The 18,599-nt window shown below is 65.5% G+C and carries 18 protein-coding genes; 13 read left to right on the top strand and 5 right to left on the bottom strand.

What is annotated here, in order from left to right; genetic code table 11:
* Nucleotides 1-460 precede the first annotated feature (460 nt).
* A complete protein-coding gene (locus tag QNO12_RS05340) occupies nucleotides 461-3,445 on the top strand; it encodes a helix-turn-helix transcriptional regulator (protein WP_285178309.1) in 2,985 nt (994 codons plus the stop codon).
* A 210-nt stretch (nucleotides 3,446-3,655) separates the two neighbouring features.
* A complete protein-coding gene (locus tag QNO12_RS05335; RefSeq protein ID WP_257501726.1) occupies nucleotides 3,656-4,060 on the top strand; it encodes a hypothetical protein in 405 nt (134 codons plus the stop codon).
* A gap of 71 nt (nucleotides 4,061-4,131) precedes the next feature.
* On the opposite strand, the gene QNO12_RS05330 is transcribed toward QNO12_RS05335, so the two are convergent.
* Both QNO12_RS05330 and QNO12_RS05325 read right to left on the bottom strand, forming a co-directional pair.
* Nucleotides 4,132-4,884 (bottom strand): class I SAM-dependent methyltransferase, encoded by a 753-nt coding sequence (locus tag QNO12_RS05330; RefSeq protein WP_257501725.1) that lies wholly within the window; start codon nucleotides 4,882-4,884, stop codon nucleotides 4,132-4,134.
* Nucleotides 4,885-4,959: 75 nt separating this feature from the next.
* Nucleotides 4,960-7,518 carry a DUF4062 domain-containing protein gene (locus tag QNO12_RS05325; RefSeq protein ID WP_257501724.1) on the bottom strand — a complete coding sequence of 853 codons (2,559 nt, stop codon included), beginning with the start codon at nucleotides 7,516-7,518 and terminating at the stop codon, nucleotides 4,960-4,962.
* Between the two features lie 226 nt (nucleotides 7,519-7,744).
* Between QNO12_RS05325 and QNO12_RS05320 the strand changes: the two genes are divergently transcribed.
* The 5 genes from QNO12_RS05320 (at nucleotide 7,745) to QNO12_RS05300 (ending at nucleotide 11,572) form a co-directional block, all read left to right on the top strand.
* Complete coding sequence (locus QNO12_RS05320; RefSeq protein ID WP_257501723.1) at nucleotides 7,745-8,599, top strand: alpha/beta fold hydrolase; 855 nt, start codon at nucleotides 7,745-7,747, stop codon at nucleotides 8,597-8,599.
* A gap of 216 nt (nucleotides 8,600-8,815) precedes the next feature.
* Nucleotides 8,816-9,217, top strand: a complete 402-nt coding sequence (locus tag QNO12_RS05315; RefSeq protein WP_257501722.1) for a VOC family protein — start codon at nucleotides 8,816-8,818, stop codon at nucleotides 9,215-9,217.
* 195 nt (nucleotides 9,218-9,412) lie between these two features.
* A complete protein-coding gene (locus QNO12_RS05310) occupies nucleotides 9,413-10,009 on the top strand; it encodes a dihydrofolate reductase family protein (protein ID WP_257501721.1) in 597 nt (198 codons plus the stop codon).
* A gap of 16 nt (nucleotides 10,010-10,025) precedes the next feature.
* Nucleotides 10,026-10,361, top strand: a complete 336-nt coding sequence (locus tag QNO12_RS05305) for a YciI family protein (protein WP_257501720.1) — start codon at nucleotides 10,026-10,028, stop codon at nucleotides 10,359-10,361.
* Nucleotides 10,358-11,572, top strand: a complete 1,215-nt coding sequence (locus QNO12_RS05300; protein ID WP_257501719.1) for an RNA polymerase sigma factor — start codon at nucleotides 10,358-10,360, stop codon at nucleotides 11,570-11,572. The genes QNO12_RS05305 and QNO12_RS05300 overlap by 4 nt, the downstream gene beginning before the upstream one ends.
* A gap of 50 nt (nucleotides 11,573-11,622) precedes the next feature.
* Here QNO12_RS05300 and QNO12_RS17010 read toward each other — a convergent pair whose 3' ends face one another.
* Together QNO12_RS17010 and QNO12_RS05295 are read right to left on the bottom strand one after the other, a co-directional pair.
* Nucleotides 11,623-12,045: a GIY-YIG nuclease family protein gene (locus tag QNO12_RS17010; RefSeq protein ID WP_350338521.1), complete on the bottom strand. Its 423-nt coding sequence runs from the start codon at nucleotides 12,043-12,045 to the stop codon at nucleotides 11,623-11,625.
* 107 nt (nucleotides 12,046-12,152) lie between these two features.
* The gene (locus QNO12_RS05295; RefSeq protein ID WP_257501718.1) at nucleotides 12,153-12,497 is read right to left on the bottom strand and encodes a hypothetical protein; all 345 of its coding nucleotides are present in this window, start codon (nucleotides 12,495-12,497) and stop codon (nucleotides 12,153-12,155) included.
* A gap of 1,212 nt (nucleotides 12,498-13,709) precedes the next feature.
* Between QNO12_RS05295 and QNO12_RS05290 the strand changes: the two genes are divergently transcribed.
* The 4 genes from QNO12_RS05290 to QNO12_RS05275 are packed head-to-tail and all read left to right on the top strand — an operon-like array spanning nucleotide 13,710 to nucleotide 16,062.
* Nucleotides 13,710-14,912 (top strand): epoxide hydrolase family protein, encoded by a 1,203-nt coding sequence (locus QNO12_RS05290; protein ID WP_257501717.1) that lies wholly within the window; start codon nucleotides 13,710-13,712, stop codon nucleotides 14,910-14,912.
* Nucleotides 14,852-15,499 (top strand): NADP-dependent oxidoreductase, encoded by a 648-nt coding sequence (locus tag QNO12_RS05285; protein ID WP_257501716.1) that lies wholly within the window; start codon nucleotides 14,852-14,854, stop codon nucleotides 15,497-15,499. Before QNO12_RS05290 ends, QNO12_RS05285 begins: the two co-directional genes overlap by 61 nt.
* 60 nt (nucleotides 15,500-15,559) lie before the next feature.
* On the top strand, nucleotides 15,560-15,808 hold the full coding sequence (locus tag QNO12_RS05280; RefSeq protein ID WP_257501715.1) for a type II toxin-antitoxin system Phd/YefM family antitoxin: 249 nt from the start codon (nucleotides 15,560-15,562) through the stop codon (nucleotides 15,806-15,808).
* The gene (locus QNO12_RS05275; protein ID WP_257501714.1) at nucleotides 15,805-16,062 is read left to right on the top strand and encodes a type II toxin-antitoxin system RelE family toxin; all 258 of its coding nucleotides are present in this window, start codon (nucleotides 15,805-15,807) and stop codon (nucleotides 16,060-16,062) included. The genes QNO12_RS05280 and QNO12_RS05275 overlap by 4 nt, the downstream gene beginning before the upstream one ends.
* 87 nt (nucleotides 16,063-16,149) lie before the next feature.
* Here QNO12_RS05275 and QNO12_RS05270 read toward each other — a convergent pair whose 3' ends face one another.
* Nucleotides 16,150-16,734, bottom strand: coding sequence for a TetR/AcrR family transcriptional regulator (locus QNO12_RS05270; protein WP_257501713.1), 585 nt, complete (start codon nucleotides 16,732-16,734; stop codon nucleotides 16,150-16,152).
* A gap of 23 nt (nucleotides 16,735-16,757) precedes the next feature.
* Here QNO12_RS05270 and QNO12_RS05265 point away from each other — a divergent pair, with 23 nt between their 5' ends.
* Together QNO12_RS05265 and QNO12_RS05260 are read left to right on the top strand one after the other, a co-directional pair.
* Entirely contained in the window at nucleotides 16,758-17,588 is an 831-nt protein-coding gene (locus tag QNO12_RS05265; RefSeq protein WP_257501712.1) for an alpha/beta fold hydrolase, read from the top strand.
* Between the two features lie 349 nt (nucleotides 17,589-17,937).
* Nucleotides 17,938-18,510: an alpha/beta fold hydrolase gene (locus QNO12_RS05260; protein WP_257501711.1), complete on the top strand. Its 573-nt coding sequence runs from the start codon at nucleotides 17,938-17,940 to the stop codon at nucleotides 18,508-18,510.
* The last annotated feature ends 89 nt before the right edge of the window (nucleotides 18,511-18,599 follow it).

Genomic DNA, 18,599 nt, shown 5'->3' with positions numbered 1-18,599 from the left:
CGTCAGCAGCCTCATTTCCTTCACGCCATCGTCGCGGGTGATCTCGCGGGGGGCCAGAAACAATCTCTTCTCTTCGCGTCCGCGTCTGCGTCCCTACACAGGAAGCGGGACCCCCGTCGGGCGAGCGCGTCCATCTACGGGACCGACGACGAGCGTCGATTCCGCTGTGCACACGGTTACCGCCGGCTCATCACCGGGGTCCTGAGCCGCAGTGATCGCGACAGCCTGTGTCCCGGTCAGCAGCACAGCGCCCGCGAGGGAAGCGAGTACGACGCCGGCTGAAAGCCGGCGTCCACGTGAAGTGTTCACGATGACCCTTCCGTCGAAGCCCTTCGGCTTCGGCTCTTGACATCCACGATCGCGATCGCCCGGCGTGGGAGCATCGGGCGGTACTCCTTAAGAAGCGGGTACGACCCCTCAGTTTCACCATCGCCGCTCGGCGAAATGACACACTGGACGCATGGTGGCCGGTGCACGCTACCGAAGCGACTCCGTTCTGGTCGGACGCGACCGAGAGCTCGCGCTACTGCGCGCAGCGCTCGAAGAACGGGAAAGTGCCGTCTCATCCACTGTGATCGTCGAGGGCGAACCCGGCATAGGAAAGACCACTCTCGTTTCGGCCGCAGTAGTAGATCTCTGCAGCACCGCAGAGGATGCGCTGGTGCTCCGAGGAGCATGTCTGCCCCTCGCCTCGATCACGGTGCCGTTCATCGGAATCCGCTCGGCCGTTCGCGGTCTGGCACAGACGCCCATCGACGACGATTTCTTGCCTTGCCCGCCGGACCTTGATGGCGCGCCCACACGAGTGCCGGTGCTCTTCGACGAGTGGATCGACCGGATCACGGCCCGCCGGCGGGTCGTGATCACGATCGACGACCTGCAGTGGGCGGACGATGACACCCTCGATGCGCTGATGTACCTCGCGGCCGGCCCCGATAGGCGCCCGCTGACGCTGGTCGGCACCGTACGCTCGCCGGACGGCGCCCACGAACGTCCGATCGATCGATGGTTGGCCGAGCTTTATCGCATGCCGCGGGTCGAAGTGCTTCATCTCGCGAACCTCACCCGGGAAGACACTGCCGAGCAGATCTCGGCCCTGCTCGCTTGGCCCGCGGACCAGTCGCTCGTCGAGGACGTGTATGACAAGACGAGGGGCCATCCGTATCTCACCGAACTGACCGTGGCCAACGTTCCACCAGGAGCCACTCACCTGCCTCGCGACCTGCCGAGCACACTCAGGTCTGCCGTCCTCGACGCCGTCCGCCAGCTTCCCTCTGAAGCGCAGGTGGTGATGCTCGTCCTCGCCATCGCCGGGCGGCCGTTGGACTTGCCGGCGCTCGCGCGGGTGATCGCAGGCGGCGGCTTCGCCGTTCCCCAGGCCGATGCCGATCTCGGCTCACTTATCGATGAGTCGCTTCGCGCAGGCGTCATCGTGGAACAGTCCGTCGGCTTCTGGTTTCGGCATCCGCTCACCGCGGAGCTCATCGAGTCCGGGCTCTCGCTCAGCGACAGACACCGTTTGCACACGGTCCTGTCGCAGTTCGAGGAGACCGTCACGCCCACGTCGGGTGCAGAGCTCGACCATGCGCTGCGGATCGCCGATCACCACTATCGATCGGGCGTCGTCGAGCGAGCCTATGCGTCGGCCGTCGAGACGTCAGAATCGGCACGGGATGCCGGCGCTTACCCGCAGGAACTTCTGCTGTTGTTGCGCGCGCTTGAGATAGGCCCGACCATCGGCCTGAACGCGCTCCCGCGGTACGAACTTCTGTGCTGCGCACGTCGCGCGGCCCAGGATGCCGGTGCTTCGGACGACGAACTCACGATCATCGACGAGATTCTTACGTCGGAAGAGCTGCCCTCCCTCGTTCGCGCGGAGTTCCTTATGCGTCGAATGAGGCTTAGGGCGATCACCCAGCGAGAGTCACCTCCCGTCACGCAGTGCGAGGCGATCCTCGCGATGACCGGGAGTCATCCCTCGAGCTGGCAGCACGCGCGAGCTCTCTCGATGTGGGTCGACACGAAGCTGGAAACCGGCTTCCCGCTCGAACTCGCCACCCTTGAACGCGCGTCAGAGTCGGCCCTCGCGATCGCCCGTAGCGCGGGCGACGCGCAGACGTTGGCGTGCGCCTTGGTGACCGAAGGCAGGGTGCGATTTGCTCTCGGCGATCGGGCAGCGGCAGCCGAGGCCTACACTGCGGCGATCCCCGTCGCCCTGACTTCTCGGGAGTGGATTGCGTTCAACTCTGCAACCGGCGGACTGACCGACGCCAACGGCGTGTGGTGGAGCGCCGCGTCGGCGCGGATGATGCGGGCCCGTCGCCATGACCTCATCGTCGCTGGGGCGCCCCATGTCTATGTGGCGTGGCTTGCCGGGTCCGAGTCCATCGCGTGGTTGTTCGTCGGCGAGTGGCAGGAGTGTGCCGAGGTACTGCGTTTCGTAGCCGGGCGCGACCCGGGTCCCTACAGTGACGCGGCCGCACGGCTGACCGCGGCACGTCTGGCCGGCCTTCAGGGCGACCAGGCTGCGGCCGAGGCTCACGTTGCCCGTATCGAGGAGCTGTCCGAGACGCATCACCGCTTCTGGTTGATGGGACTGGACACGATCCGGGCAGAAGTGCGGCTAGCCGCACACGATCCCGAGGGAGCGTTCCTCGCGGCGATGGCGGGACTTCACCGCGAGGAGATGCCCGACCTCGCCGAGTGGCTGCCACCTGTCGCCGCGAGAGCATTGGCCGACCTCGCCGAGATCGAGCGAGATCGGGGACAGAGTTCCGCCGCCGCTCTGGACCGGCTCGATCGGCTCCTCGAAGCGCACCCCCGGATCGAGTTCGGCCCCCCACGAGATCAGCGGCCCGCTGCGACGCGGCAGGACGAGGGCTTGGAGCAGAGTTTGATGGTCGCGTTGACGATGCTCTATGCGAGCGAGGTGGCGCGCGCGCGACGCTCCGCGGACGAGCACCGCGCCTGGTCGGGCGCGGTGGACGCGTTAGCGGAAGCACAGCTCCCCTGGGAGGAGGCATATGCGTGCCAACGGCTGGCCGAATCCCTCCTGCGCGGCGCGGGGGGTGCGCGTCGCCTCGGCGGTGCCCGCACCGCGATCGGACGAGGACTTGCGCTAGCGGATCGCTTGCACGCAGCGCCGGTCGCTGCATCTCTTCGCCGACTTGCCACCCTCGCCCACATTCACGTGGAAGTTTCGTCCGGTCCCGTCCCGCCAACACCATCGCCACCGGGTGTGACACATCCCCGCCTTCAATCGCTCACCGTGCGCGAACGAGAAGTGCTCGCTCACATCGTGGCTGGCGAGACATATGCCGAGACGGCAGCGGCGCTGTACATCAGCGAGAAGACCGTCAGCTCCCACGTGTCGCACCTGCTGGCCAAGACGGGCACGTCCAATCGGGTTGAACTCGCACTGCTCGCCGTCCCACCCGCCACGTGACGTTTCTTCGCTGCGATTGGAGGACCCACTGCGCCGCGGCCCAGCTAAGCGGCTCAATGACGCTCTCGCTCCACCGTCCGGGACATGACTCAACAACGAGCACCGTTGCTGGCGAAGCTGTTCGCCCAAGCCCGTTAGGCCGTCCACCACTGCGGCGAGATTTTGCCGCGCTTGGGTGGGCGCAGGGAGCGGGGCGGTACGCTCGCGTGCATGGAGCATCCCGCGCCGAGGGTCATTCATGTTCGGCAGGGCAGAGTTGAGCCATCCGGCTCATGGCTGTACGTGTGGGTCGATGTCCATGCCAGTTCGGTGGAGTACGTCGGCGGAACCGGATTCGATCCCGAACTGCGCGCGTACCTGCACATCTCGAGCCATGATCACGAGGTTGGCCGGGTAAGAGCGATCGTTCCAAGCGCGACCGAGCGGGACTTCGATGTGCTGGCGTTCGGATTGCCCGACGCGGTGTCCCGTCCTGACGCGAAGGTCGCGCTGATGGACCGCCTCGCAGGACGGAGCGGAACGGCGGATCATCCACGCTTGGACGACGACCTGGTTGGCCCAATCGCCGATGCGGTTGCAGTCCACCTTCGAATGCTCGACAAGTCTGACCGGTAGAAGGTCGTTCGCAAGCCGGTCGCTGCGCGCCCGCGATCAGTGGCCAAGGCGGGACTCGCCAGCGGTCGCGTCTATTGCGCCGGGCGCTCTTGCCGTCGCGTGACGATCAACCACGAGGCGTAGTTCTCTACGACCCGTCCGCCGAGGTCAGCCACAGCGGCGGCTGCACGCTCCACCTCCTCGGGGGACCAATCGCTGAATGTGGTGAAGAGGCGGTGGACCTGACGTTGATCCAGTTCCATGCTCCATCGATATGTGTGGGTGGACTCTAGTGAGAACAGACCCGTGCGGGTGAGCGCGAGCGCTGCTTCCGCGAGGTCCTCGGCGTTGCCGGGGCGGGGAGGTGCATCCCGCTCCGCCACGATCTGCGCGATCCGCTGACGGAATGGCGTCAAGGTGGCGGCTGGGTCGCCGAAGACGTTCCGCCACACCAGGAGCAGACCGCTCGGACGAAGCCAGCGGTGGACCCTCGGGAGAACGAGGTCCAGATCCATCCAATGGATGGAGGTCGCGGCAACCGCCAGGTCGAAGGATCGGTCGGGCAACCTCACCGTCTCGGCCCGCTCCTGTATGACGGTCGCCGCGGGATAAGCCGTTCTCATGCGTGCGGCGAGCCGCGGCCCCGGTTCCACAGCCGTGACACGCATCCCCGCCGCCAGCAACGGTCCGGTCGCCTGCCCAGTGCCCGCACCGAGATCAACGGCACTGCATCCCGGCTCGAGCACGCCCAGGTCGCGCACCGTATTCCACAACTCCACCGGATACGGCGGCCGGGCTTCCCCGTACACCTCAGCGTGCCCCTCGAAATGCATCCCGTCCGGCATCCCAACAGTCTAGGAATCGAGGTCGCGGTACCCCCACGAGGACGCCCGTAAAGCCGGTGCCTCAGCGGGTGTCCGTTAGCTGGCGACGGGTTCTATCGATTCCAGCGCGACCTCGACGGCGGCGGCTGTGTCGAGAGTGCGCCCCATCATCCGCGCTTGCTGAAACATCACGGGAGAAGTCTGTTCGATGTCTCGCAGGACCGGCGCGTGAAACGACATTTTGGCGGCGTCGGCATTTTCCTTGCGTTGGCGGATTGTCTCTGCTGCTCCCAGCAGTTTTCCTCCGCGTTCTACGTCGCCGACCGCCACGGCAGTGGCGAAGAAGCCTTCCAGTGCATAAGCGACGCCTTGCTCATGTCCAATCGCTGATGCGACCAGTATCTGCTGTCGGAAGCACTCTTCGGCTTGGTCGAGGTCGCCCGCGAGGATAGCGGCCCATCCACGGGCGTTGAGCATGGAGCCTGTGAGCAAGCTGTCACCGATGCCGCCGCTGTCCGCTAGAAACGCGTCAAGAATTTCGACCGCTCCGGGAAGATTGCCTCGAAGAATATGGGCATGCCCGATCATGATACGAACCCCGGCAGCGACATAGCGATCGTTGAGAGACTCGACGAGGTCGAGCGATTGCTGCAGGTACTCCTCCGCGGCGTCAAAGTCGGGCGGGAAACTGTAGATGTGGATCCACGCGATCCCGGCCAGTGCTTTCGCTTCGCTGCGCCCATCCCCGTGTGCACCGAAGTAGTTGGCGCATTCGGTGAGGGGGCCGATCGACGCTCGATCGGGGTTGCGCCAGACGCCGATTAACACGACCTCCACTCGTGCGAGGGTCCGCGCTCGTTCTGACGCCTCGATACCGTCGTCCAGGACGCGTTGCATCCATGAGCTGACCTCGACGAGACGTCCCGTGATGCCCCAGAACCAGTCGAGTGACCAGACCAGGGTTACTGCGTCGTCCCATCGTCGGCTTTCGAGCAGATACTCGACCGCCGCGGTTAGTTCGTTGTTTTCGTCGACCAGGCGCGATGCCCATGCTTGCTGTTGTGGCCCGATGATCTCTGCGCCGGCAGCGGCGGCCAAGCGGATGTAGAACTCGGCATGGCGATCGCTGTACTGGGCGAATTGGTCAAGGGCGGTGAGGTTGTCGCGTGCGTATTCGCGAACGGTCGCCAACATGGTGAACCACGTGCGGTCTCCTCGGTCGTGCTCCTGGACAAGGCTTCCGTCGATCAGCGCGGTCAGCAGATCCAGGGTGGAGGATTCAGCCTCCTCCCCGTTGATCCACTCGGCGGCGTCAAGGGCGAAGCCGCTGCGGAAGACACCTAGACGCAGCAGCAGGGCATGCTGATCCGGGCGAAGGAGTTCGGCGCTCCAGTCGATCGTGGAGCGGAGCGTTTGCTGCCGCTCAGGCCGGTCCCTTGCGCCCTCGACGAGAAGCGGCAATGTGTGCTGAAGGCGGTCGGCGATTTCCGAGGGGCTCAAGACACGGACGCGTGCCGCCGCAAGTTCTATTGCCAACGGTAGATTGTCAACTGCTTGGCAGATCTTTGCGACGTGGCTGGCGTTCGAGTCGCTGATCTCGAAGTCTGGCTTCACCGCGCGGGCTCGTTCGGCGAACAGCTCGATGGCTGCAGTGCTGGGTAGGCTGCCGAGTGCGAGATTTTGCTCGCCGTCGACCCTGAGGAGCGTCCGGCTCGTCACCAGCACCGATACGGCGGTGTTCGACGCCAGACGAGCGAGTTCTGGAGCGGCGCCAATGACCTGTTCTGCGTTGTCGAGGATCAGCAACATGCGACGATCCCCAAGCGCAGTTTGCAACTGGATGTTTAACGGCGTCTTCCCGCTGTCGACAACGCCGACTGCGGAGGCAACCGCGTCAAGCACAAGAGCCGGGTCGCGTAGCGGAGCGAGGTCAACGAACGCCACACCGTCAAACCTCGGCCCCATTTCGCGCGCCGCGGCGAGAGCCAGCCTCGTCTTGCCCACACCGCCTGGCCCGGTGATGGTGACCAGCCGACGCCCGTCATCGATGAGGAACTGTGTCAAGATCGACAGCTCCGCTTGCCGCCCGATCAAGGGCGTGAGCACCGGTGGCGGCGCTACCAGCGTCGTAGCGCCGGGGGCACGTGCCGGTTCCGGAAGCGCAGACCGGCCGGTTCCCAACTCGAAGCGCTCTGCGAGCAGGGTAGCCACGTCGGAAGTGAGGAGGCGTCGCAACTCTGGTGCCCCGACAAACGTCACGTAGGAAACGCGGTCATCCTCACGGATGCGGTCGAGCAGATCTTCCAACCGCGGATCACGCTGGGCGCTTTCCTTGATGTAGATCAGCATCGGAATCTGCGGTGCGAGGTTGTACTCGTCCTCGAGTCCAGACACGGCTTCGCCGGGTGCGATCCAGCCGTAGGACTCCCAGTAGATGCCGACGAAGACATCACTCTGCTCGAGGTACGCCCTATACAGAGAACGAGGCGGGTGAGGGCGAGCGCCTAACTCAAACATGACCGGTGCGAGCGCGAGCCGTTCGATCGCAGCGCGAGCCGCCCGCCGCTCTTGCGCGAGTTCACGCAACGTCGAACTGACAAAGACCCGCAGACGCTGATCGGGAGTGCGGATGAGGCCCGGCGTGGCCCGATTCATGGGCCACAGTCTGGTACTCGCTGTGGCGACTGTCCAGAGCTGACACAACCGCGCGCGGCGTCATGAGGAGGCTTGACGCCACACCACCTGACTTCGGCGGCGGCTCGTCGACGAGGACCAAGTGGCTGCACTGCTCGCGTGTCGGCTGCCCACTGGTTGACGCGAGATACGGCTGCGAAAATGGAGCATGGTCACCGCCCCCACTGCGGAAGACTTTCGCGCATGCATGGCTGAAACCCCGCGAACCGTCGCCACGGCCTTAGGCCCCGTCGAGTACGCCGAACGCGGCGACGGCTCACCGGTTCTCGCTGTCCACGGCACGCTCGGCGGCTGGGATCAAGGATTGGTCAGCGCAGAATTCCTGCGACTGAACGGCTACCGAATCATCGCTCCGAGCAGACCCGGATACCTCGGCACACCACTGAGCACCGGACGCACCTTCCGTGAGCAGGGCGACGCCCTCGCGGCGTTGCTGGACTCGCTCAGCATCGACGACATCATCGTGCTCGGCGTCTCAGGCGGCGGACCCGCCAGCTACGAACTAGCCGCGCGGCATCCAAGTCGCGTTTCCAAGCTCGTGCAGATCGACAGCGTATGTATCCCCGGCCCCCTCCCGAACCGGATGTCGAGCATCGCCGCGCGCGACGCCACAGCGAAGCTGGAACTATGGCTACTCCGCCACGCGACAAGGTGGACGCTTAGCCTGCTACTGCGCGGAGCAGGGACGTACACGAAACGTGAGGCCACCGAGCGCGCCACAGCGCTTGCAGCCACCCCCGGTCGGACGGCCCAGCTGGAGGCGGTGCTCGCCGCGTCGCTCGGTTCCGCCCGGCGCCGGCCCGGCATGCGGAACGACTTCACGGTGTTCGTGCCGGCGCCGCTGGAAAACATCACCTGCCCGACACTCATCGTCCATGGGTGCTATGACAAGATGGCGCCGCCCACCAACGCGCAGTACGCAGACGCACACATCGCCGACTGCGACGTGCACTGGATGGACGGCTCACATGTCGCTTTCGCCGTGGAAGCGGCAGAGACCGCTCCAGCCGTCGTACTCGACTGGCTACGCAACGAGCGCTGACGCCTCAGCTTGGCGAGATTCCGCGTTCCACCAGGTACGCTCACTGCTCGCTGGACGGTCCCTGACCGTACGGGTGCCGGTCGGACCGCGGGCTCGTCTCGCGGATAAGCGCGCACGACGCCGTAAGCCCGTCGACAAACTGCGGAAGTTTGCCTAGTCGATTCGCGGACGTTGCCTGCCCTTGCAACGATTCGGGTGGACCATAGGCTGACGACCATGACTGTTCCCGTTAGCGGTCGCCAGCAGCGCAGCGTCTGGCCGACTATCGTCAGCGATCACGCGTACGCGATTCGCGATTGGATGACCGCGCTCGGGTTCATCGAAGATCTGCTGATCCCGGGTGAGGACCCAGACAAAATCCACCACTGTCAGCTGGACTGGCCCGAAGGGGGTCGAGTGCTGCTCTCAAGCACTGGTGAGCGCCCGACGCCGTGCAGGCCAGGCACGAGTTCACTGCATGTTGTGACTGCGACCCCGGACGCAGTCATGGCCCGCGCGCGCATCATCGGAGCGAACGTCGTGAACGAACTGGTCAACCAGACGGATTATCCGTCGCGTGAGTTCACGATCTCTGACCCCGACGGCAACCACTGGACATTCGCCACATTCGCGGGATAGCAAGCGTACGGGCGCCCGGGGTACGAGTTCCTAGCCGTTCGGCAGTCGATCCCTCACCGCGGCAGGTGACGAATCAGATGGGATCCTTCTATCGAGCGGGTTTCACGGTTCCCCAGCGCGCGAGAAGAATTCTGGGAAGCCTGTCGAATTCGGTCTGGAGCGTTCGTAGCGATGATGAGAGAGAGGAACTCACCCATGAAACTCACCATCAGCCTGCAGGTTACGCTCGACGGCGTCGCACAAGCGAACGGGGGCAACAACGAGGACTTGGATCCCGGCTTCACCCGCGGGGGCTGGGCGCTTCCGCTCGGCGACGACGAGAGTGTGCAGTACATTCTCGACACGTGGCGACGTCCTGACAGGTTCCTGATGGGCCGCAAGACGTTCGACATGTTCGCGACCTTTTGGGGTGCGCGCAGCGACGACGGCGGATTCGGCGAGGCGATCAGTTCGAAGCCGAAGTACGTGGTGTCGAACACGCTGATCAACCCGGCCTGGGAGCAGTCAACCGTCATCTCGGGCGATGTCGTCGCCGAGATCCGTGAGATCAAGGCGCAGCACGTCGGGGAACTGTTGCTAGTCGGCAGCGTTCGGCTCGCGCGCTGGTTGCTTGACAATGAGCTGGTGGATGAGCTCAACCTCGTCCAGTTCCCGGTGATCGTCGGCGAGGGCGAGCGCCTGTTCCCGCAGGACGGTCTCGACATCAGGCTCGAGCTGCTCGACTCGCAGGTGTTCGGCACCGGAGTAATCGGCCTCACCTACCGCGTCGCTGGTCGTCCCGAGTACGCCTGAGGGAGAGGATCCACCCATGCATTATCTGGTCAACGTCATCGACTACCGCAGCGAATCGGGGACCGCTGAGGAGCAGGTCGCGATCGATGTCTTCAACAAAAAGCTGATCGCGGGTGGCTACTGGGTCTTCGCGGCCGGGCTCGCCGACCCGACCACCTCGACCGTGATTGACGGCCGCGGCGACGAGCCGATCTTCACCGATGGCCCGTATGTTGAGGCCAAGGAGTGGGCCGCCGGCTTCTGGATCATCGAAGCCCCCGACCTCGACGTCGCGCTTGCGCTGATGGCCGAGGGCTCGAGGGCCTGCGATCGCCGCCTCGAGGTGCGTCCCTTGCTGGCGCCGCCTGCTTGAGTGACGTCCAGGAGGCCCTGACCCGCGCCCACCGGGAGGAATGGGCGCGGGTCGTGGCGACGCTCGCGAAGCGATTCGGGAATCTCGATACCGCGGAGGAGGCGGCCGCGGAGGCCTTCGCGACCGCCGCGGAGCGTTGGCCGCGGGTCGGCATCCCGCCCAACCCCGGCGCGTGGCTTACTACGACCGCAACCCGCAAAGCCATCGACCGGATACGTCGCGAGAGCAGCCGCGACGCCCGGCACCGGGAGGCTGAGCTCTTGTACGGCACTAAGACCGAGCCCCTCGGCGCGATCGATGACGACCGACTGCGGCTGGTCTTCATCTGCTGCCACCCGGCGCTTGCGCTGGGGGCGCGTGTCGCATTGACGCTCCGGATGGTCGGCGGGCTGACCGTCACCGAGATCGCGAGCGCCTTCCTCGTGCAAGACACCGCGATTGGTGCCCGTATCACGCGCGCCAAGGCGAAGATCGCTGCTGCCGGCATCCCGTATCGCGTGCCCGCTGCTGACGACTTACCGCGCCGCGTCTCGGGAGTTCTGGCGGTGCTCCTACTGATCTTCAACGAGGGGTATCTCGCGACTGGACCTGACACGGCACCGGTTCGCGGGGAATTGACCGCAGAGGCGATCCGACTGACGCGGTTACTGCACCAGTTGCTGCCCGACGACGCCGAGGTGACCGGGGTGCTGGGCCTCATGCTGCTCACAGACTCGCGCCGGTCGGCGCGGGTGTCATCGCAAGGCGCCCTAGTCCCCCTGGCCGAGCAGGATCGCCGGCTGTGGGATGCGGCACTGATCTCCGAGGGCCACGCCCTCGTCCGCGAACGGCTTGCCTCCGGCATCCCGCCGGGCCGGTACCAGCTGCTGGCGGCGATCAACGCCGTGCACACTGACGGCGATGCGACTGAGTGGACGCAGGTCGTCGCGCTCTACGACCAGCTGATACGACTCGACGCCTCGCCGATTGTGCGGCTCAATCGCGCCATCGCGGTGAGCGAGCGCGACGGCGCGGAGGCAGGGCTTGCGCTCGTCGACGAGCTCGGGTCCGACCTGGTGGACTACCACGCGTACCACGCCGCTCGCGCCAAGCTGCTTCGGCGGCTAGGTCGTGATGCGGCATCCCGCGAGGCGTACGACGCCGCGATCAAGCTCGCTACCAACACGGCCGAGGTCGCGTACCTCAGGGCGCAGCGAGAACAGCGAGACTGACTAAGAGGCGTCCCGCTACCCGGTCGTGTATCGACCGCGCGGGGGACGACTCACGCCACGTTGAGCGGCGGACGCCAGGCGGCGAGCAGCTTGGCTTCGAGTGAGGCTGCTTCCTCGCTTGATGCGCTGGTGACCCACGATAGGTCGCAGCTTCGGATCCATTCCGTGACGATGGCGACTTGCTCGTCCGTCATGACTGTCGGACGACGTCGCGTGTGTTCCCGGGTGAGATTCAGCTCTCGCACCGCTACCCAGGAGCGGAGTGTGCTTCGACTGAGGTCCAGGGACGTCCCAAGATGCGTCCCGAGGCGCGACCTGAGGTTCGAAGCCTTCCCTAGATAGACGCAGTCGCCGTCGCGGAACCATGCGTACACCCCGGGGCCGTCAGGAACATCGCCGCGCTGTATGGTGCTTGCCGGTTGCCTTGGCTGAGCGAGTACGACGTTCCACTCCGGGGTAGAAGGGCTCGTCATGTCGCCAGGCTAGCGATCGCACTCGACATCGCTGACACCTCGCTCCTAAGCGGGTCGCTCACGGCAACAACGCCGATACCGCTGACAGGTCTCAGCCGTTGCGACGATTAGGCAAAAGCTCGAACGATCTGGTCCGCGAAAGTGCCGGCAGTGTTCAGGGACATCGAGGTCACCACCACCGCGATCACAGCAAAGATCACGATGCGACCGAGGCTGCTGCGGCGGACGATGGCAGCGGCGAGCACACCGACGGCAGTGAGCACCGCGATCGTCTGGCCGGCGACCACCGCGAAGGCGACGTGCACGAACGTTGCTGTGCCGGGTTCAAAGCCTCGGGGTGTGAGAAGCGCGATCAGCGCGGGCACAACGACGACCCCAAGGACAAGATAGATCCCCGGGGGCAGCTCCCGCTTGCCCTTAACGTTCGGCGCGGCTTCCTGCGTGGCGCTCATGTCGACACCGTACCGCGTCACATTCGGAAGCCCGACGTGTCAGGAGATTGTCGTCATTGGCGCGGTTACGCAGGTCCGCCCTGAAGCGGGTCCCTCACCGAACGTCCACAAGCGGATCGTCGTGCGCGAACAGATTGCACTGAACTCACCGGTTGTCAATCGGACCCGACCATGCGCCCCGGGTGCCCCTTCTCTGAGTAGTCGCGCGGGGCGGCAGCGCATTCCCACCGCCCCGTACCTCACCCCACCGAGGAGTAGGACGCGTTAGTATCCCCCTCTGTCTGGTGTGCCCAAGCCAAAACGCGATCGAGCTGGGCGAGGGTTCGGCTGTCAGGTCTCTCGCCGCGTGCATACGCACTGCTGACCGCCTGCGCGGTGTTGAGGTTCACGTAGATGAAGCGGTACAGCTCGCCAGTGCCGCGGTTTGACTTTCAAGCCGCTGGTGATCGCTCGAACGGTGAGGCTCAACTGAGACCGCCCAGATCGCGACGCCGACAACGACGCATGGGATGCCGCATACGAATCCCACGTCTATGACGAGTTGATGTCCTCGGTGCGTTCACGCTCTCGCTTATCAGAGGAGCACTGCGTGAGCGCCACACCACCGAGTGCCCCCGGCCCCTACGAGCGCCGTCAAGATGGGTACTAGTGCGTCTATGCCGTCTGCCACGGCGATGTGCAGCCTGGCCTGTGAGTCGCAGCAAAGCTGCTATCCGTTGTGGTTGGCCTGGGCTCAATCGAAACGGCGAGAGAGTGGTCGGAGTGAACCGACCCACCCTGATCGCCCGCCGAATGGACGGCAAATCAGACCGGCTCGACGCGGAAGAGATCGCCCGCGCGATTCTCGGCGAAACCTCCACCGCGATCCCGAAGAGCAGGTCGGGCACGGTCGAAGTAATCCGAACCGTCCGAGTCGCCCGCTCGAGGCGCCGTGAAAGCGCGCATCCAGGCTTTCAACTCCCTATTCGGAGTGATGATCGGCGATCCGTCACTTCTGCGCGACGAACTGATCGATCTCACCAAGCGGACTCTCGTGAACAAAGTGCTAGCGGCTCCGGTGCGGTGCGCAGCGGAGAAGAGTACCGTTGCACGCGTTACCGACCGCATTAGGTCTCGCGAACCATTCCTGAACCACCTTGCGGCCTGCCAAGAGCCGGCCCCTTCACGACCGACATCAGTCTTGCCTCCAGGTCGCGCACCTAGGGAGGCATCATGAGCACCACCATCGGCACCACGTCCGAAATCGAATCGTTCCAGGTCGCGACTCCAGAAGAGCGCCTCGACGACTTGCGCCGACGTATCGCGGCCACGCGCTGGCCCACCAAGGAGCTCGTTCCAGACCGCTCTCAAGGAGTGCAGCTGGCCACGATGCAGGCGCTCGCCCGCTACTGGACCGACAAATATGACTGGCGCAGGTGCGAGGCAAGCCTGAACGCGCTGCCGCAGTTCACGACCGAGATCGACGGGGTCGGGATCCACTTCATCCATGTCAGGTCGCCGCACGAGAACGCCTTGCCGCTTATCATGTCGCATGGCTGGCCCGGCTCGGTCATCGAGCTGCTGGAAACGGTCGGTCCGTTGACGGATCCGACCGCTCACGGTGGCAGCGCCGAGGATGCCTTCCACCTGGTGCTTCCGTCCTTGCCCGGCTACGGCTTCTCCGGCAAGCCGACCGTGCTCGGCTGGGACTCGGCCCGCACCGCACGCGCCTGGGCGAAGCTGATGCACCGCCTCGGCTACACCCGCTACGTCGCACAGGGCGGTGACGTGGGTGCCCTCGTCACGGACCTGATGGGTCGCCAGGCGGTCGAGGGTTTAGCCGGCTACCACCTGAACCTGCTCACCGCGGCGCTCGCGATCGGCGATCACCTGCCGAAGGAATCCGAACAGGAACGCAACGCGGCCGCCGCGTTCGGCGTGTTCCGGCAGGACGGCTTCGGCTACTTCCTCGAGATGGCAACGCGACCGCAGACGATCGGATACTCCCTGCTGGATTCACCTATCGGGTTGGCAGCCTGGCTACTCGACCATGACACGGATAGCTACTACAAGATCTCGCGCGCGTTTGTCGACGGCGAGCCCGTGGGTCGTCTCACCCGAGACACCATCCTCGACAACATCACGCTGTACTGGCTGACCGGCACCGCAGACTCGGCGGCCCGCTCGTACTGGGAGGACGCACGTGCGCTGGCCGCATCCCTTGCGAGCGGCCAGGCTCCCGCGCCGGTCACCGTGCCGGTCGGCTTCACGACGTTCCCTGGCGAGATCTGGGCCTCGCCGCGCAGCTGGGTCGAAGCGGTCTACCCCGACCTCGCCTACTTCAGCGAGGCCGAGCGGGGCGGCCACTTCGCTGCATGGGAAGAACCGCAACTGTTCACCGACGAACTGAGAGCCGCGTTCCGCCCACTCCGCTGACAGGGGCCCGCCATGAAGGCCATCACCGTCGCAGAGAAGGGGGCCGGCGTCGATCGCTGACGCTGACCGACATCGAATTTCCCACTGCCATTGAGAACGACGTCGTCCGCGTCCACGCGGCAGGCTTCACGCGCGGCGAACTGACGTCGGCCGGCACCTGGGTCGACCGTGCCGGGCGGGACCGCACCCCGAGCGTCCCGGGTCATGAGGTGGCCGGTGTCGTCGCCGAACTGGGCTTCGGCACCACCGGGCTCACCGTCGGGCAGCACGTGTTCGGCCTGACGGACTGGACCCGGAACGGCTCACGTGCCGAGTACGTCGCCGTCGAAGCACGCAACCTCGCGCCGCTGCCGGCGAGCGTGGACTTCGTCACCGCCGCGGCTCTGCCGATCTCCGGCCTCACCGCGTGGCAAGGACTCTTCGATCACGGATGCCTCCAGACCGGGCAGACCGTCCTCATCCACGGGGCGGCCGGCGGCGTCGGCTCTATCGCCGTGCAACTCGCTCGCGATGCCGGCGCGCGAATCGGAGGCACCGGCCGCGCCCAGGATCGCGACTTCGTGATCGAGCTCGGCGCGGACGCGTGACTCTTCCTGCCCTGCTCGCCATTCATGTACATCTAAGAGGACGAGATGTACAATTGCTTCATGTCTATCGTCAGTGTCGCGGACGCGCGGAAACACCTTTCCGATGTCATTGATCGCTCGAAGAGCGAAGCGGTGTTCATTGAGCGTCGGGGTCAGCGCGCCGCCGTTGTCGTCAGTCCTGAGCAGTACGAGCGGATGCTTGAGGCACTCGAAGACGCCGAAGATGTCGCCGCGTTCGACGAGGCCATGGCAGAGGAAGGCCCCAACATCCCGTGGGCTCAGGTGAAAGCCGACCTGGGCTGGAAGTGACCTACCAGATCGAACTGCGTCCCGCCGCGGTTCGCGCGTTGAAGCGAATTGACCACCAGGACCGCGACCGCATTCGCGGGGCGATCGCACTTCTGGGCGAGGACCCACGGCCACCAGGAGCCACAGCGCTCCAGGGACGCCCCGGCCTCCGAGTCCGCATCGGGGACTATCGCGTCATCTACACCGTCGACGACAACGTCCTCATCGTCGCCGTGATCACACTCGGCCACCGCCGCGACGTCTACGACCGCTGAGCGCCCGCAAGCGGACCCGCTTCCGTGCAGTCGGGCCGGGCTCACGAGGGATGCAAAGGGAGGGCGCGCTACCCGAAGCGCTGTCGCTCAGCGCAGAAGCGGGGTCAGCAGTTCGGTGACCGCGAGTTCGGTCTGGGCCGTGGACAAGTTGCCGTCGAATCGCAGGATCCGCCAGGTGGTCGCGTCGCAGATGGACACGATCTGGGCGAGCCGCCTCTGTCGGGACGCGTCGTCGGAGGGCGGCGAAAGGTGCTCAGAAAAGGCGCGTCGGCACCAATCAAGGTGATACGCCCTGCCGCGCGCGACGATGTCCGGCAGCCCTGGCACGAGTGAGGCCTCGGAGTAGGTCTTGAGGATTAGCAGCCCGTATTCGTCGTAGTGCTCCACCAGCGCTCGAATCGTCTCAGCTGAGCCGGATCGCAGCGCTGCCTCGCGCTTCGCCGCGATGCGTCCGAGTTCGCGTTCGACTGTTGTGGTCATCAGCACCGGTTTGCTGCCGAACCGGCGGATCACCGTCTGCGAGGTCACGCCGGCGTCCGCGGCGACGTCGTCAAGTCTGATCCGCTCGTATGGGGTGGTGCGCAGGCGCTCGAGCATGCAGTCGATGATCCGCTGACCCGTGAGCTCTGCAGCGTCTGCTCGGGCCGACATCCGGTACTTGCGCTCTTTCATGTTAGTCATGGTAACGTGAAATCATGAAGACCTCCTCCGAACGCTCCGAGCGTGTCGATACCCGCCTCGGCTCCCTCGCCGTTCGTCGCGTCGGCGCGGGCGACATGACCGTGCTGTGGTCATCGATGTTCGTCGACAGCCACACCTGGGACGTCGTGCTGCCCCTGTTACTGGCCGGTGCCCCCGAACGAGAGTTCGTCCTCATCGACCCGCCCGGGCTGGGTCTCAGCGATGCGCTTACACGGCGCAGCAGCATCGCCGAAGCAGCGGATGCCGCGCGGGACGCCCTCGCCGGGCTCGGTGCGACCACCCCTGTCGACTGGGTGGGCAACGCATTCGGTGGGCACATCGGCTATCAGCTCGCGACCGACCCCTCCATCATCCGTAGTTTCGTTGCGATCAGCGCGCCTACTGAGCCGATACCTGCTCACCTCCGGCGCCAGATCGCCGTTCTTCATCCGGTCCTGCGCTGTTTCGGAGCGATCCGACCGGTACGCGCGGCAGTGATTTCGGCGATGTTGACGGATGCCTCGGCCGCGATTCCGGGTATCCGCGACGTGATCGTCGAAAGTCTCAACCGACCCACGCGAGCCAGCATGAGTTACGCGCTGCGCGCGTTCATCATCGATCGAACCGACGTGACCGATCGCCTCTCGGGCATCGGCGTCCCCAGTCTGTTCATCGCATCCGATGACCGGGGAGACTGGAGCCCCGAGGATGCTGTGCGCGCGGCGGCATCCGTGCCGCACGCCAGATCCGTCACAGTCACCCGAGCGCGCACGCTCATTCCGCTCGAGCAGCCCGATGCACTTGCGCAGGCGATCCTCACATTCTGGGCAGCCACCGGCGCGTAGCCGGTGGCGCCCATCGCGCGGTATTCTTTCCGCGCGATGTGGCTCGCCGAGTGCATTGCTCGTCAGGATCGCCTGCGCAACCACCGTGCTGGGGGCCGCCATGAGCGCGCGAGTCCGTCGACTGCTCTTCGCTATAAGCGCGACCTCCGCCGCTCGCTGTCGGCTTGCTTGGGCTCGCGTGGTGCGCGCCCGCCGGCGACCCGACACCATCGCCGAGTCCGACTCGGACAACCGTCGTGATCGACGGCAGCTTCGAGGTGGAGGCGGGCCGGTCTCTTGCCCTACTGTGCGTGGGCGATAAATCCCCGACGGTCGTGTACGACGCGGAACCGGCGCCAGCGGCACCTCTGTGCTCGCGCCCGCCGTCAAGTCGCTCGCGAAGACTACGCGTGTCTGCGCGTACGATCGGGCAGGGACAGGCAGGAGCGACCCTCCGCCCGACCGCGCACGCACGGTTGATGACCTTGCCGATGACCTACACACGCTCCTCGACGCGGCGGAGGTCTCTGGACCCTACCTGCTGGTCGGCTCGTCCAGCGGCGGCTTCGACGTGTATCACTACGCCGGCCGCTTTCCCGATGAGGTCGCGGGAATCGTCATGGACGACGTGCCGGCCCCCAAGGCAGACATGCCCGCGACGGAAGTGCCCGCGTGGGACAGCCCCGACAACCCGGAGCACATGGACTATGTACTGTTCGAGCACCAGCTGGCAGTCGACCGTCTGCCAATCCCCGCCATACCGGTCACCGTCCTCTGGGCGACGCACGGGCAGTCGCCGAGCCAGGAAGAACACGCACTGTGGCTCAAAGGCAGCTCGAAGCCCGTGTCCATCGCCGTGGAGTCGGGTCACGACATCATGGGCGGCAACCCGGCCGCAGTGGCCGATGCGATCGCCGACATGCTCGCCTCGCTACGGGGCTGAGCCCCACGCCCGTTAGATTTTGGTGAGACCGTTCCGGCATGCCCTTCGGCTCTCCCGACGTCCAGGACGGGCGCGCCCAGCGCGCGGAA

Source organism: Microbacterium sp. zg-B185 (genome assembly GCF_030246885.1).
GTDB lineage: Bacteria > Actinomycetota > Actinomycetes > Actinomycetales > Microbacteriaceae > Microbacterium.
This window is presented reverse-complemented; position numbering and strand designations above follow the sequence as displayed.